Origin of the sequence: Actinosynnema sp. NPDC050801 (genome assembly GCF_040673975.1) — a bacterium.
In the GTDB taxonomy this organism is placed as follows: Bacteria; Actinomycetota; Actinomycetes; order Mycobacteriales; family Pseudonocardiaceae; genus Actinosynnema.
Genome location: NZ_JBFAQZ010000003.1, coordinates 348,712 through 362,861, shown reverse-complemented (window position 1 = coordinate 362,861; position 14,150 = coordinate 348,712). Strand labels below are relative to the sequence as shown.

The window sequence follows — 14,150 nt, the reverse complement described above, 5'->3', positions numbered from 1 at the left end:
TCGTGACATCAGCGGACCTGCGTCGACCGGATGACGCCCAGCCGGACCGCCTCGGTGAGCACGAGGTTGGACATGGCGGCCGCGCCGTAGTCGGAGAAGTGGGTGTTGTCGCCCTTCTCCCTGGTCAGGAAGAGCCTCTCGGAGGCCGACGCGCCGAGTTGCTCGACCAGGGCGCCGGACGACGCGGTGAGGTCGATCAGGGGTGTGCCCTGGGCCCGTGCGACGGCCTTCATCTCGTTGGGCAGGTTCACGCCGAGCTCGTTGACGTGGCGCGCGGTGCCGGTGAGGCGGCCGTTCGAGTCGAGGAGCCTGCGGACGGGTGGTGTCACCAGCACGGGCGTGCCGCCGGCCGCGCGGACTTCGCGGACCATCCGGGTGAGGTTGGCGCGGAACGTGGTGGCGGTGGTGCGCTTGTCGTTGTGGCCGACCTGGATCATCACGGTGTCGCCGGCGCGGGTCTGCGACCGCACGGCGGGGAACAGCGCCGCGTTGGACAGCACGGAGCCGGAGCTCTCGCCGGAGTCGCCGTAGTTGGCCACCGACAGGCCCTCGCGCAGGAGGCGGGGCAGGGCTTGGCCCCAGCCGGCGTAGGGGGCGACCGGCTGGTCGCACACGGTGGAGTCGCCGACCAGGAACAGGGCGGGCGGCCTGACCTGCCGGAGCGTGACGGCCTCGACCGCCGGTGCCCGACCGTCGAACACGAGGGTCAGCCCGGGTGTCCCGGTGCCGCCCTGGCCGGTGGGCTGCCCCTCCGGCTGTCGCACGTTGACGGTGAGGACCCGTTCGGTGAGCTGACCGGCGCCGGTGTCGACGGCGCCGAGCACCCGGCGTCGCGCCTCGGCGGTGATGCCGGTGTTGGCCGCGCGGGTGGTGGCGCCCAGCCGCACGGTGACGTCGTAGTGGCCGGGCGCCACGTCGTAGCGGCAGGTGATGGGGCCGGTGCCGGTGCAACCGGCCGGCGCCGCTTGCGCCGGGGCGGCGGCGAGGGCGGTCCAGGCGCACGCGGTGAGCGTCACGGCGAGCGCCGAACGCAGTACGGCGGTTCCAGGAGGCATGGTGGTCGCTCCTTGCTGCGGGTTCGTGGGCAGGGCACGGCACCGCTGCGCGTCCGGGCGCGCTGCCCGGCCCGGACGTGCGGCGGGGGAGGGGGTGGTGCCGGCTCAGCCGGTGAGCGCGGCCGACAGGATCGGTGCGAGCCGGTCGGCGATCTTGCGGTGCCCCTGGTCGTTGGGGTGCACGTTGTCGGTGGTGTCGGTGGACTCGACGATCCACCCGGTGGTGTCGACGAACCTGACCTTCGGGTCGTTGACGATCCGCACGGCCGCCTGCGTCTCGGGGATGAAGCGCTTGCGGAAGGTCTGCATCGCCAGGACCGTGGCGGTCGGGTACTTCTGCCGGGCGCGCTGGATCAACGTGACGTAGGCGGCCTGGAACTGCGAGCCGGTCACGTTGTGGCCGACGTCGTTGGTGCCCAGGTTGATCACCACGACGTCCGCGCGGTAGCGGGAGAAGTCCCAGTTGGTCGCGTTGGCCTGCAACCCGGTGCGCAGGAAGCGGTCGCTCATGCCGATGCACCCGTCCGCCGCCGACACCAGGCACGCGCCACCCACGGCGATCTGCGTGTGGCCCACGCCCAGCCGCTCGCCGACCAGCCAGCCGTAGGCCGTCAACGCCTGCTTGGACGACTGCTGCCCGACCGTGATGGAGTCGCCGACGAACTCGACGACCCGGCCGGGCACGGGCGGCGCGAACGTGCCCGCGCCGGGGTCCAGCTCCACACCCCGGTAGACCGCGTCGCCCCGGTAGGACCCGGCGATCGGCCGGTAGGACACCCGCAGGGTGTGGTTGCCCGCCGCCAGCGGAGTCGGGGTCAGGTTCACCGTCCCGCTGCGGTTGACGTAGGACACGTCCGGACCGCCGTCGATGCTGACGTAGAAGTCGATCGCGTTGCGCTGCTTGAGCTTCACCGTGCGGCCGGTGAAACCCACGACCACGTACGCGCCCGCCCACTCCGAGACGTACGCCGTGGGGTCGGCGGTGTTCCACCGACCGAAGTACTTGACGTTCGGGTCGGTGGGCGCGCCGTTGCCGCCCGGCGTGCCGCCGCCCAGCCGGACGAGCTGCCACTGCTGGTTGGTGCCGCTGTTGACGTCGTACTGCGAGATCCGCGCGCCGTCGGCGGTCGACCGCTCCCACACGTCCAACGCCTTGCCGCTGTTGCGGTTGACGAACCGGACATGACCACCGTCGGTGTCGGTGAGGCTGAACTGCTGTTCGGCGCCATTGGTGTCGGTCCACTGCACCACGTTCGCGCCGTTGGCCGTGGACGACGAGGCGATACCGACGACCTTCCCGCTGTGCCGGGATTTCAGCCGGTAGTACCCGCCGCCGGAATCCACGAACTGGAACTGCTGCGCCGAGGAATCGGTTCTCGTGGCCTGCACGACGGCGCCACCGTCGGAGGTCGACTGCACCTGCATCGCCTTGCCGCTGTGCCGGGCGACCACCGCGTACGTGGCCGTGGTGTCCACGGTGGCGGCCTGCGCCGACGGCGCGACCGACGTGAGCGCGGCGAGCACCCCGACCGTGACGGCCAGCGCACCGGATGACGACAATGTCATGTCCGTGCCTTTCGCCTGGGGTGGTGCGGCGGTACCACCGGGTGGTTTTTCTCGGCGAAATAGTTGCGTCGGACTCGCGTCAACGTCAATGGCCGCATCTCGTATGGGTAAAGTCCGGTTCGCCCTCTTCGTGACCGCCAAGACGGTGAAACCATTGAGACGGAATAGTCGGGACCACGCCGTGGAGAGGGTCGGCATTCACCGGCCCTCTCCACGATCGGGGTGTGTCGGTCGGGTCTGGTGGCGGCGGCTCCGGTAGTGGCGGCAGGTGGTGAAAGCGCTTTCCACTACACCCGCCGCGGCGCCCGGGCGCAAGCCGCCCGAGTGCCCAACGCCGTTGGTACGGCCGGCCGGACCGCGGTTCGGCTCGGACGCGCCTCAGCCACTCCCCGGCGCCGTCCCGGAGATGTGCCAGAAGTCGGCGTAACGGCCGCCGTGCCGCAGCAGTTCGTCGTGGGTGCCCTCCTCCACGATCCGGCCGCCGTCCAGGAAGACGACGCGGTCGGCTCGTCGGACGGTCCTCATGCGGTGCGCCACCATCACCACCGTCCGGCCCGCCATCAGGCGTTCGACGCCCTCGTGCACGGCCGCCTCGTTGACCGGGTCCAGCGCCGAGGTCACCTCGTCCAGCAGCACGACGGGCGCGTCCTTCAGCAGCGCCCGCGCGATCGAGACCCGCTGGCGCTCACCACCGGACAGCAGCGCTCCGCCCTCGCCGACGTTCGTCGCCCACCCGCCGGGCAGGCGCTCGACCACCTCGTCCAACCGCGCCGCGGTCGCCGCCGCCCGCACGTCGGCCTCGTCGGCGTCGGGACGGCCGAGGCGCACGTTCTCCTCGATCGTGCCGTCGAACAGGTAGACGTCCTGGAACACGATGGCGATGCCCGCCATCAACACCTCGGAGTCGATCGCGCGCACGTCCACGCCACCCACGCGCACCGCGCCCGCATCGACGTCGTAGAACCGCGCCACCAACTGCAGCAGGGTGCTCTTGCCCGCACCGGACGGCCCGACGACGGCGAGCCGCTGCCCCTGCGGCACGGTCAACGACATGCCGTCGAGCACCGTGCGCTCGCCGTGCCGGAAGGTGACGGCCTCGAACTCCAGGTCGTGGCGCACCGGCCGGACCGGTTCGAGGGCTTCGGGCAGGGGATCGGTGCGCAACACCGCCTCCAGCCTCGCCAGCTCGGCCCGCGCGCCGCGCAGCTTGCCGCCGATGTCGGACAGCGACAGCAGCGGATCGGCGCAACGGGCGGCCGGCACGAGGATCGCCAGGACCTCCGCCGCGCCGATGTGCCCGCCGAGCGCGAGGTAGCCGCCCAGCGCCACCACCGCGGTGAACACCGCCTGCACCACGAGCGTCAGGCCCACCGCGCCCGGCAACGCCGACCGCACAGCCCGGCGGGACGCGCGCTCGACCTCGTGCAGCGCGTCGTCCAGCAACGCGAAGCGTTCACCGGTCCGGCCACCCGCCCGCAGCACCGGCTGGGCCTGGAGGAACTCGACGACCCGGGCGGTGGCCTCGCGGTCGCGTTCGTGGCGCTCGGCGTCGACGGCGGCCGCCGAACGCGCCGTCCGCACCTGGATCACCGCCACGACCGGTGCGGCGACCAACGCGGCCAGCCCCATCCGCCAGTCGAACGCGAGCATCACGACCACCAACGTCAGTGGGGTCACCAGGGCGGAGATGAACGGCGCCAGCAGGTGCGCCGCCACGCCCATCGCCGCCAGGAGGCCGCGGCCGGCCATGAGGGACACCTCGCCGACCCGACGGGTGTCGTGCCAGCCGATGGGCAGCCGGGCCAGGTGATCGCCGAGCCGGTGGTACATGCCGCGCAACATCGTCGTCCCGACGCGCATGCCGGACAGGTCGCCGGCGTAGCGCAGCACCGCGTAGACCGCGACCGAGGCCCCGAACGCGATCAGCCACGGTTCGGCGTCGCCGGGCGTGCCACCCAGCAGCGCCCGCAGCACCGGGACCAGCAGTGCGCAGGTCAGCCCCTCGGCGATCGCGGTGATCGTCATCAGGGCCACCGTGCGACGCATCGACCGGGCGTACTCATGTCCCAGCACGCGCAGCACCATCCGGATCATCGGGACCCGCCTCCTCGCGGCACGGCGCCGGGGCGCTCGTCCAGGGTCGCCGACCGGTGGGAGTGCCAGAACGCGGCGAACTCCCCGTTGCGCGCCAGCAGTTCGGCCGGCTTGCCGCGCTCGACGATCACCCCGTGCTCCAGCAGCACGGCGGTGTCCGCGTCGGCGACCGTCTCCAGCCGGTGGGCGATGACCAGGACCGTCCGATCGCCCGCCGACGCGGCCAGTGCCCGGCGCACGGCCTGTTCGGTCGGCGGGTCGGCGAAGGCGGTCGCCTCGTCCAGCACCAGGACGGGCGCGTCGGCGAGCAGCGCGCGTGCGATCGAGAGCCGCTGGGCCTCGCCACCGGACAGCTCGACGTCCTCGCCGATCACCGTGTCGTACCCGCGTGGCAGCTGGAGGATGCGGTCGTGGATGTTCGCCGACCGTGCGGCGCGCACCACGTCGTCCATGTCGGCCCGCGGTACCGCCAACGCGATGTTGTCCGCGACCGACGCGCGCAGCAGGCGGACGTCCTGGAAGACGAACGAGACCGTGCGGTGGAGTTCCCGGCTGCCGAGCTCACGCAGGTCGACACCACCCAGCAGCACCGAGCCGCCGGTGGGGTCGAAGAACCTGGGCACCAGCTGGGCCAGCGTGGACTTGCCGCTGCCCGACGGCCCCGCGACGGCGGTGACCGTCCCCGGTTCGAGCACCAGGTCGATCCCGCGCAGCACCTCGTGGTCCTCGGCGTAGCCGAACCGGACGTCCCGCAGCTCCACCCGGTGACCCCTCGGTGCGACGGGGTTCCCGGGCTCCGGCAGGGGCTGCACCGCGAGCACGTCCTTGATCCGCCCGACCGCGCGCCGTGCGGCCCGCAGGTCGTCGAAGCCGTGGCCGAGCGCCGCCACCGGTGCGGTCAGGCCCAGGCCGAGCAGCAGGAACGGCAGCAGGTCGGCCGGGGCCAGGCCGCCGGACGTGATCAGGGACGAGCCACCGACCAGCACCACCAGCAGCACGAACGGCGGCGACAGCGCGAGCTGCATCCCGGCGGCCACCACCGACATGCCGCGCACCCACCGCGAGAAGACGCCGACGAAGGCGTCGGCGGCGTCGATGAACTCGCGGTGCGCCCGCCCGGATCCGCCGAACACCTTGACCACCGAGATGCCCTGCACGAACTCGACGGCCGAGTTCGCGATCCGCCCCATCGCCGCGTCGAGCTCCTCCTGCTCGCGCAACCGGCCGGGGAGCATCAGCAGGGGGACCAGCGACACGGCCAGCGCCACCGGGATGAGCGTGATCAGGGTGAGCCGCCAGTCGATCGCGACCAGGTAGGCCAGCGACACCAGCGGCACCACGAACGCGGAGACGAGTTCGCCGGGCGCGTGGGCGATGAACGGGTGCACCGCGCTCACGTCCTCGCCGACGACCTTCGCCAGCTCGCCGGTCCGGCGCCGGGAGAACCAGCCGATCGGCACGCGCCCCAGGCGTGCGGCCAGCGCCCGGCGCAACGCCAGTTGCACCCGACCGTCGAGCACGTGCCCGACGCCGGACGCCGCCGCCGTGAACAGCAGGCGCACGAACAGACCGGCCGCGCCCGCGACCACCACGACCCAGACCCGGCCGTGGTCCACCGGGCCGGGCGACAGCAGGGTGCGCCCCAGTTCGACCACCGCAAGCAGCGGCGCCAGCCCCGCGACGGCGCCGATGACCTGGAGCACCACCACGGTCGCGAAGCCGGGCAGGTGCGGGCGCAGCAGCCGTGCCATGCCCTGGTCTGCCCCGGGTTGCACCGCCCCGGGTTGCGCCGTCGTGCGTTGCGCCGTCGCCGGGCCGAGGTCGGTGGTGGTCATCGTTCTCCCGCCGGCGCGACCCGGTCCGACGTGAGGTGCTCCCGGAGGAATGCCGCGATCTCCGCCCGCGCGGCCCTGGCCTGCCGCACCACGCCAGGCATGCTGACGAAGGCGTGCGTCGCCCCGGGGTGTTCGGTGAGGCGGACCGGCGTGCCCGACTCGCGCAGCCGTTCGGCGTAGCGGCGGCCGTGATCGGCCAGCGGGTCCAGGGTCGGCACCACCACGAGCGCCGGCGCCAGCCCGCTGAGGTCGTCGGCGTGCAGCGGCGACACGGCGCGGGGATCCGCTCCGGGCGGAACTGCCAGTCGCCGGTACAGCTCGACCTGGGTCGCGGTCAGGGTCGGGCTGTCGGCGTACCGCGTCATCGACGGGTGGTCGAACGCCGTCCCGGTCAGGTCGACGGCGGGGTTGACCAGCACCTGCGCCCGCAGCGGCAGGCCGGATCCCCTGGCCCGGAGCGCGACCAGCGCGGTGATCAGCCCGCCGTTGCTCTCGCCGAAGACCGCGGCCCGCGCCGGGTCGACACCCCAGTCACGGGCGTGCCGCACCACGTGCCGCAGCACGTCCCAGGCGTCGTCGACGGCCGCCGGCAGCGGCGTCACCGGATCCAGGAGGCGGTGCTCGACCGACACGACGACCGCCGGCAGCCGTGCCGCGAGGTGGCTGTTGACCCAGTCGCTCTGCGCCGCCGTGCCGACGAACGCCCCGCCGTGCACGTGGACCACGAGCGGCAGGTCGCCGCGCGCGGTCGACGGCCGGTGCACCCGGACCCGCAGCCGGCGATCGGGTAGCGCCACCTCCTCCCAACGGATCCGCGCGCCGCGATCCGGGAACCCGGTGATCACCCGGGCGGTCCGGGACGCCCGCTTGCGGTTCACCGCGTCGCGGTGGGCGACCAACTCCCCGGTCGTCATCGCCGACCAGTCCGGTTCCCGCAGCACGGCGTGCAGCAACCGGATGCCCAGCGGTGGGCGCTCGGCGCCCGTGACGTCCCCCATGGCTCCTCCTCGACATTAGTTTCGCTACCGATAGTAGCGATACCGATGGTAGCGCAATTGGCTATCGTGTGGCCATGACCCCAGCGACCCCGTCCGGCAGGCCACCAGGACGCCCGCGCGCGGGCATCGACGCCGTGGTCTTCGCGGCGACGCTGAGGACCGTGCACGAGTTGGGCTACGCGGGCGCGACGATGGATCGCATCGCGGCCGCGGCGGGCGTCGCCAAGACGACGCTCTACCGCCGCTGGCCGTCCAAGGGCGCGCTGATCACGGACTGCCTGATCGACACGTTCGGCCCGCTGCCGCTGAAGGGCGTCAGCCGGGCGGAGGACATCTCCGCGGCCGTCCGCTGGGGCGCGGCCCGGATCGCCGAGCCGGGGGTGGGCGCGGCGTTCGCGGGTGTCTTCGTGGACGGGATGAGCGATCCCGCCCTGCGCGAGATCCTGTCCAAGTGGTTGCAGGACCCGTACCTGCGCGCGCTGCGGGACACGCTCGGCGAGCCCGAGGACCGGGTCCTGCTGATCATCGACATCACCGTCGGGACCCTGCTGCACCGGATGGGCATGACCGGCGCGCCGATGGTCGACGCGGACGTGACCGCGCTGATCGAGATGCTCCTGCGCCAGTTCGTCGACGACGCCGGTCCGAAGCGCGGGCGGTAGGGCGTTGCGCACGACGCTGCGGGTCGCCACCGGGACCGGCTTCGCCGTCGACGACCTGCGGGTCGTGGCGCGCACCCCGGTGTGGTGGCCGCCCGAGGCGGTGTCCGAGCACCGGGTGGTCTTCGTGCGGCGCGGGCTGTTCCGGGTGCGGTTGCCGGGGTGGACGGGACTGGTCGACCCGCTCGTGGCCTACGTCCGGCCGGCCGGTGCGGAGCACGCGATCGCGCACCGGCCCGGCGTCGCGGACGCGTGCACGGTGATCAGCCTCGACGGGGCGCTGGCCGACCAGGCGTTGCCCGACGGGCCGGCCGCCCGGCCGCTGACCACGAGCGCGGCGGTCGACCTCGCGCACCGCACGCTGCTCGCGCGTGCCCGGCAGGGTGCCGACGAGTTCGAGCTCACCGAGCGCGTGCTCACGCTCGCCGACCGGCTGTTCGGACTCCCGCGGCCGCCGGGCGGCGGGTCACCGTCGCACCGCCGACTGACCGACGCGGCCCGTGCGCGGTTGGTCGCCGATCCGGCCGGGCCGACGTTCGGGGCGCTCGCCGCCGAACTCGGTGTGTCCCGCCCGCACCTGTCCCGCGTGTTCCGCGCCGTGACCGGCGCGACCCTCACGACGTTCCGGACCGGGGTGCGGGTGCGTGCCGCGCTGGACGCCATCGACGCGGGTCGGACGAACCTCGCCGACCTGGCCGCCGACCTCGGCTTCGCCGACCACGCCCACCTCACCCGCACCCTGCGCGCGGAGCTGGGCAGCCCGCCCGGCCGGGTCCGCGCCGTCCTGCGCGGCTGGTGATCACACGCGTTCAAGCCCGGACGGGCGGTCGGTCGCATCCTGGCCAGTGCCAGTGCCAGTGCCAGTGCCAGTGCCAGTGCCAGTGCCAGTGCCGGTGCCGGTGCCGGTGCCGGTCGACCGGAAGGGATCACCGCATGATCGCCCGACTCTGGAGCGCGCGAACCGAGCACCGCCACAACGCCGACGCCTACCAGGACCTCTTCCCCCTCGACGCCTTGGCCGTGGTGGCGGGGTTCCGCGGCGCCTACCTCCTGCGGCGCGACCACGACACCGGCGTCGAGTTCGTCTCCCTCACGCTGTTCGAGTCCCTGGACGCGATCCGCGGCTTCGCCGGTGACGCCTACCGGACCGCCACCGTCTCCCCGGCCGCCCGGGATGTCCTGGACGACGTCGACGACCACGTCCGCCACTTCACCGTCGTGCTCGCCCCCGACGACCGGGCGGCGAGGTAGTTCGTGTCACGAATTGCCGGTGTTAGCCTGGCTGCGTGAGCAAACAGGGTGACGGCCGGATGGGTGTCGTGGCCGCTCTCGTGCGGTCGACGTTCCTGGTGGACGCCGTGTACGCCGAGTCGGCTCGAAAGCACGGCGTCACCTCGCAGCAGGGTCAGCTGCTGTGCGTGCTGATGGCGCGGCCGTGCGGCATGGGGGAACTCGGCGCGATGCTGCGGCTGGCCAAGTCGAGCCTGACCGGACTGGTGGACCGCACCGAGCGCAACGGCCTGGTGCGGCGCGAGCCGGACCCCCATGACCTGCGGGCGGTGCGGGTGGCGCTCACCCCGCGCGGCAGCGAGCTGGTCGAGGGCTTCTACGCCGAGACGTGCCGGCGGGTCGAGGAGCTGTCGGCCGGCCTCGGTGCCGGGGAGCGCGAGACGCTCGCCGCGTTGCTCGGCCGAGTCGTGCTGGACAACGAGGTGCCGGAGGTCTTCCTGGCGGCGGAAGAGGGCTCCGCCGCCGACGAGGCGGTGTGATCCACGGGACGGCGCGTTGAAGTTCGTACTACGAACGAATAAGGTTCGTGGTACGAACTTCAATGTTGTCCGGGCCTGCGTCTCCGCACGCGGTGATCACACGGGAAGGCAGGACAGTGCTCGTACACGACGTCGTCTTCGGTTTCGGCGCGCACAGCCGCATCGGCGAAGGGCCCGAGCTGCTCCGCATGGTCCGGCAAGCCGACGAGGAAGGGCTCGACCACTTCTCGCTGTCGGACCACCCGTACCTCGGCGAGCGCCTGGACGCGTACGCCACCATCGGATTCGCCCTCGGGGGCACGCGGCGCATCGCGGGCCTCGCCAACGTCACCAACCTGCCGACCCGGCCCGCGCCCATGCTCGCGCGGGCGGTGACGTCGCTGTCGGCGCTCTCCGGTGGCCGCGTCGTGCTCGGCATGGGTGCGGGCGGGTTGTGGGACCGGATCGCCGACATGGGCGTGCCGCGGATGTCACCCGGCGAGGCCGTGGACGCCTTCGAGGAGGCGATCGTGCTGATCCGGGAGCTCACCGGTGGCGGCCCGCCGGTCACCCACCACGGCCGCCACTACCGGGTGGACCGGATCCAGCCCGCCCCGGTGGCCGCGCCGTCCGTGTGGACGGGTTCGGTCGGCCGGAAGTCCCTGGCCGCCACCGGTCGGGTGGCCGACGGCTGGATCCCCGGCCACGCGGCGGACTGGCTCAGCACGCGGTACCGGGAGTCGCGGCCGGTCATCGACGAGGCGGCGGCCGCCGCCGGCCGTGAGCCCCGGGAGGTCCGCACGATCTTCAACTTCCCCGGCCGCATCACCGACCGGCCGCTGCCCGCCACGCGGGACGACGACGGTCGTTGGGTCGGCGGTGACACCGGGCAGTGGGTCGAGGAACTGACCTCGGCGGTGCTGGACCACGGCGCGTCGGGCTTCACGCTCTTCTCGCCCGAGGGCGGCACGCCAGACGCCACCTCCCTCGGCCGCTGGGCCGGCGAGGTCGTGCCCGCCGTTCGCGAGGCGGTCTCGAACGCGGTCGGCTCGCCGGGCGCTGCGAGCTCGAAGGCGCCCTGATCCGAGCGCCGGCGGTTCGCGTCGAGGCACGCCGCCCCGGACCATGCCCCGGGGCGGGCGGCTGGTCGTACGCGCCGCCGCCCCCTGACCGGACTGCGGCCCCGGCGGGCGGCTGGTCGTGCGCGCCGCCGGCCGCCGACTCGGACCGTGTCCCTGGCGGGCGGCTGGTCGTGCGCGACGCCGCCCCCGACCGGACTGTGGCCCCTGGCGGGCGGCTGGCGTTCACGACGCCGCCCGCCGACCGTCGACCCGGACCGTCCCCCCCCTGGTGGGTGGCTGGCGTGCGCGACGCCGGCCACCGACCCGGACCGTGCCTCCGGCGAGCGGCTGGTTGTACGCGACGCCGCCCGCCGGCCCGGACCGTGCCCCCGCCTGCCGCAGCCCGCCGGCACCCCCCGGGAGGGCTCAGCGGATGCGCTTGATCTCGCCGCGGGTGCGGTAGAACGACCCGCCGGCCGAGGTGAGCACCTCGGTGACCAGGTAGCGGGCGCCGGGCACGCGGATGTTCTTCGGGAACTGCACGCCCCACGTGCGGTCGTACCCGTCCGAGACGACGTGCACCCTGATCCGGCCGCCCTGCTGGACGCACTCCACGACGACGCCCTCGCCGGGGTCGACGTGCGAGACGACCTCGACCTCGGCGGTGGCCTCGACGCGGTCGATGCTGCCCGCCTTGATGTCCTGGCGCGGCGGGAGCTGCCCCTGCTCGGCCGCGTGCACGGCGGCCGGACTCGCGTCGAGGCAGGCCAGCGAACCGTCCGTCGTCACCAGGTACAGCCGCTCGTCGCGGTACTGCATGGAGAACGCCGAGCCGCACCCCGTGGCGAGCTTCCACAACCGGGTCCCGTCGGCGGCGAAGCAGTACACCGAGGACTGGTTGTCGCCCGCGAAGACGAACTCGCCGTCGGGCGAGGTCGCGCAGGAGAACACGGCCGCGTCGCAGCGGTAGGTGCCGGTCTCGCGCCCGTCGGCCTTGTCGAACCGGTGCACCCGGCCCCGGCTGGTGCCCGCGAAGACCGCGGTGCGCTCCTGCCAGCCGAACAGCACCTGCCCGACGGTGTCGGCGTGCCACACCTGGTGACCGCGGTCGGTGTAGTGCGTGACGCCGCGGGAGTGGCCGTGGAAGACGCCTTCCGGCGAGCAGCGGACCATCCAGGCGCTGTCGCCGGTGGCGGGCCGCGACCACTGGAACTCGTCCTCGTGGTCCACCACGGTCACGCGGCCCCCGCGGTCGGACACGCCGAGCACGCCGTCGTGGATGTCGAGCCAGTAGATGTCGACGTCGTCGGCGATCTCGTAGGCCACCCGCGGCACCTTGGCCCCGAGGTCGTACACCTGGCCGTCGTCGCACCCCGCGTAGATCCAGAAGTCGTCGGCCACGATGCACTTGACGGCGTCGGGCAGGCCGAACCGCCCGGTGACCCGGCCGTCGTGGGTGAGGGTGTAGACGTCGCCGTTCTCGTTGCCGACCCAGGCCTGGTCCTCGCCGATGAAGATGCCGAACGCCGGGGCGCCGGAGGCGAACCGCCACAGCACCGGCGCCTGGTGGGCGGTCGAGCGGGTGCTGACGATCTGCCGCCTGCTCACCGCCCGGCGCCCGCGGACCCCCTTGACGGCGGGCGCGTAGCCCTTGCGCACCTTCTCGCCGATCTTCTTCTCGGCCGCCTTGAGGGCCTTGGCGTGGTCGGCGAAGGTCGCGCTCCTGACCTGGCCCTGTTCACCGATGCGCCCGTAGGTGATGGTGACCTCGGTGTCGTCGACGCGCACCTCGTAGAACTTGTGCGCGCCGCCGCCCGCCTCGGACAGCTCCAGGTACGTCGTGGCAGACATGCGTTGGTTCCCCCTTCACGGCAACTGGTCGCACGCTATCGGTGGCCACCGACAATTCCGGATCACCGCCGTCCACCGGGGGGATCCGGGGGTGTGGAGCGCGGTCGCTGTCGGGTGTTCACCGGACACCGGGCGGCCCGCCGCGCTCGTAGGGTGTCGACCGGACGCGATGCATCGATCGCGGATCCAGCTCGGGCGTCGTCGTCCGCACACCGCGTCTTCGTGGGGTAGGCGCGGTAGGTCACGACACGTTCCCGGGGTGTGCCGGTAGATCGTCATGAAAGCGCGGGTGTCCCAGCTCGATGTGGTACCCGAAGGCCTTGGCCGAGGAGGCCCGATGACCCACCCCGGTGCGCCACAACGGTTCCCGGCACCGGGCGCGCAACCCCGGCACCACCCGCAACCGCCGCACCACCCGAACTTCCCCCCCGCCACCGCCGGACTTCCCTCCGCAGGGGCCGCATCCCCCGCCGTCGGGACAGCATTCCGCGCCGCCGGGACCGCGGTTCCCGCCGCAGGGAACGAACTTCCCTCCGCCCGGACCACATCGCCCACCGCCGGGACCGAACTTCCCGCCGCCCGGAACGCATTTCCCTCCGCCCGGGCCACATCACGCACCGCCGGGACCGCCCCGGCGCGGGGGGAAGGGCCCGCTGATCGCGGTGGTGGTCGTCGTCCTCGTGCTCGGCCTGGGGTTCGGCGGGTACTGGGTGGTGTCCAGGCTCGACGACTCGGCCGACGCGCGGCCCACCGTGGACACCTCCCAGGACCTGGAGAAGGCCCCGATCGGCTGCGCGATGTTCGACGAGGCGGAGGTGGCCCCGTACATCCCCGGCCGGATGAACTACGAGGCGGGCTCGGCCAACCCCGGTGTCCGGGAGTCCTACGACCAGGGTCAGTGCAACTGGAACAACAGCGGCCGCCTGGCCGAGGACAAGGTCCGCGCGGCGTACCTGATCGTCACCAGCTACGTCTACCACGCCGACCGGACGAAGTCCGGTGTGGACCGGGCGGAGGAGCACCTGAAGAGCCGGGTGCGCGGCGGGGTCGCGGTGAACGTGGCGGAGGCCGACGACGCCCTGCTCGTGCAGCAGGACAAGACCGACTGGTCGGCCGAGGTCGTGGTCCGCTACCGCAACGTCGTCTACTCCGTCGCGTACGCCAACCAGACCGAGGGCGCGAACGTCAAGGGCAACGCGACCGCACTGGCCACCCTCGCCATCGGCAAGGTGGTGCCGGACGAGGACTGACGTGCCGGCGGGACGTGGTCGACCGGGGCGTCG

At 73.1% G+C, this 14,150-nt stretch carries 12 protein-coding genes; 6 read left to right on the top strand and 6 right to left on the bottom strand.

The window, feature by feature from the left end; genetic code table 11:
- Window positions 1-8: 8 nt before the first annotated feature.
- The 5 genes from AB0K14_RS09650 to AB0K14_RS09630 form a co-directional block, all read right to left on the bottom strand.
- A complete protein-coding gene (locus tag AB0K14_RS09650; RefSeq protein ID WP_360459804.1) occupies window positions 9-1,055 on the bottom strand; it encodes a rhamnogalacturonan acetylesterase in 1,047 nt (348 codons plus the stop codon).
- Between the two features lie 105 nt (window positions 1,056-1,160).
- Entirely contained in the window at window positions 1,161-2,621 is a 1,461-nt protein-coding gene (locus AB0K14_RS09645; protein ID WP_360459802.1) for an RICIN domain-containing protein, read from the bottom strand.
- Between the two features lie 378 nt (window positions 2,622-2,999).
- Window positions 3,000-4,715 carry an ABC transporter ATP-binding protein gene (locus tag AB0K14_RS09640; RefSeq protein ID WP_360459801.1) on the bottom strand — a complete coding sequence of 572 codons (1,716 nt, stop codon included), beginning with the start codon at window positions 4,713-4,715 and terminating at the stop codon, window positions 3,000-3,002.
- Window positions 4,712-6,550, bottom strand: coding sequence for an ABC transporter ATP-binding protein (locus AB0K14_RS09635; protein WP_360459799.1), 1,839 nt, complete (start codon window positions 6,548-6,550; stop codon window positions 4,712-4,714). The genes AB0K14_RS09640 and AB0K14_RS09635 overlap by 4 nt, the downstream gene beginning before the upstream one ends.
- Complete coding sequence (locus tag AB0K14_RS09630; RefSeq protein ID WP_360459797.1) at window positions 6,547-7,548, bottom strand: alpha/beta hydrolase; 1,002 nt, start codon at window positions 7,546-7,548, stop codon at window positions 6,547-6,549. Before AB0K14_RS09630 ends, AB0K14_RS09635 begins: the two co-directional genes overlap by 4 nt.
- Window positions 7,549-7,622: 74 nt before the next feature.
- On the opposite strand from AB0K14_RS09630, the gene AB0K14_RS09625 reads away from it, so the two are divergent.
- The 5 genes from AB0K14_RS09625 (at window position 7,623) to AB0K14_RS09605 (ending at window position 11,037) form a co-directional block, all read left to right on the top strand.
- Window positions 7,623-8,210, top strand: a complete 588-nt coding sequence (locus AB0K14_RS09625) for a helix-turn-helix domain-containing protein (protein ID WP_360459795.1) — start codon at window positions 7,623-7,625, stop codon at window positions 8,208-8,210.
- A gap of 4 nt (window positions 8,211-8,214) precedes the next feature.
- Entirely contained in the window at window positions 8,215-9,006 is a 792-nt protein-coding gene (locus AB0K14_RS09620; RefSeq protein WP_360459793.1) for an AraC family transcriptional regulator, read from the top strand.
- A 134-nt stretch (window positions 9,007-9,140) separates the two neighbouring features.
- The gene (locus AB0K14_RS09615; protein WP_360459791.1) at window positions 9,141-9,458 is read left to right on the top strand and encodes an antibiotic biosynthesis monooxygenase; all 318 of its coding nucleotides are present in this window, start codon (window positions 9,141-9,143) and stop codon (window positions 9,456-9,458) included.
- A gap of 59 nt (window positions 9,459-9,517) precedes the next feature.
- Complete coding sequence (locus AB0K14_RS09610) at window positions 9,518-9,976, top strand: MarR family transcriptional regulator (RefSeq protein WP_360459831.1); 459 nt, start codon at window positions 9,518-9,520, stop codon at window positions 9,974-9,976.
- A gap of 116 nt (window positions 9,977-10,092) precedes the next feature.
- Window positions 10,093-11,037 (top strand): LLM class flavin-dependent oxidoreductase, encoded by a 945-nt coding sequence (locus AB0K14_RS09605; protein WP_360459789.1) that lies wholly within the window; start codon window positions 10,093-10,095, stop codon window positions 11,035-11,037.
- 405 nt (window positions 11,038-11,442) lie between these two features.
- Here the strand turns inward: AB0K14_RS09605 and AB0K14_RS09600 are convergent, their stop codons facing one another.
- Window positions 11,443-12,867, bottom strand: coding sequence for a WGR domain-containing protein (locus AB0K14_RS09600; RefSeq protein ID WP_360459788.1), 1,425 nt, complete (start codon window positions 12,865-12,867; stop codon window positions 11,443-11,445).
- A 662-nt stretch (window positions 12,868-13,529) separates the two neighbouring features.
- Between AB0K14_RS09600 and AB0K14_RS09595 the strand changes: the two genes are divergently transcribed.
- Window positions 13,530-14,117 (top strand): hypothetical protein, encoded by a 588-nt coding sequence (locus AB0K14_RS09595; protein WP_360459786.1) that lies wholly within the window; start codon window positions 13,530-13,532, stop codon window positions 14,115-14,117.
- The last annotated feature ends 33 nt before the right edge of the window (window positions 14,118-14,150 follow it).

Coding starts and splice junctions, on each gene's coding strand:
- AB0K14_RS09630 (WP_360459797.1), bottom strand. CDS start 7,548: ATGGGGGACGTCACGGGCGCCGAGCGCCCACCGCTGGGCATCCGGTTG.
- AB0K14_RS09650 (WP_360459804.1), bottom strand. CDS start 1,055: ATGCCTCCTGGAACCGCCGTACTGCGTTCGGCGCTCGCCGTGACGCTC.
- AB0K14_RS09640 (WP_360459801.1), bottom strand. CDS start 4,715: ATGATCCGGATGGTGCTGCGCGTGCTGGGACATGAGTACGCCCGGTCG.
- AB0K14_RS09600 (WP_360459788.1), bottom strand. CDS start 12,867: ATGTCTGCCACGACGTACCTGGAGCTGTCCGAGGCGGGCGGCGGCGCG.
- AB0K14_RS09635 (WP_360459799.1), bottom strand. CDS start 6,550: ATGACCACCACCGACCTCGGCCCGGCGACGGCGCAACGCACGACGGCG.
- AB0K14_RS09645 (WP_360459802.1), bottom strand. CDS start 2,621: ATGACATTGTCGTCATCCGGTGCGCTGGCCGTCACGGTCGGGGTGCTC.
- AB0K14_RS09610 (WP_360459831.1), top strand. CDS start 9,518: ATGGGTGTCGTGGCCGCTCTCGTGCGGTCGACGTTCCTGGTGGACGCC.
- AB0K14_RS09615 (WP_360459791.1), top strand. CDS start 9,141: ATGATCGCCCGACTCTGGAGCGCGCGAACCGAGCACCGCCACAACGCC.
- AB0K14_RS09625 (WP_360459795.1), top strand. CDS start 7,623: ATGACCCCAGCGACCCCGTCCGGCAGGCCACCAGGACGCCCGCGCGCG.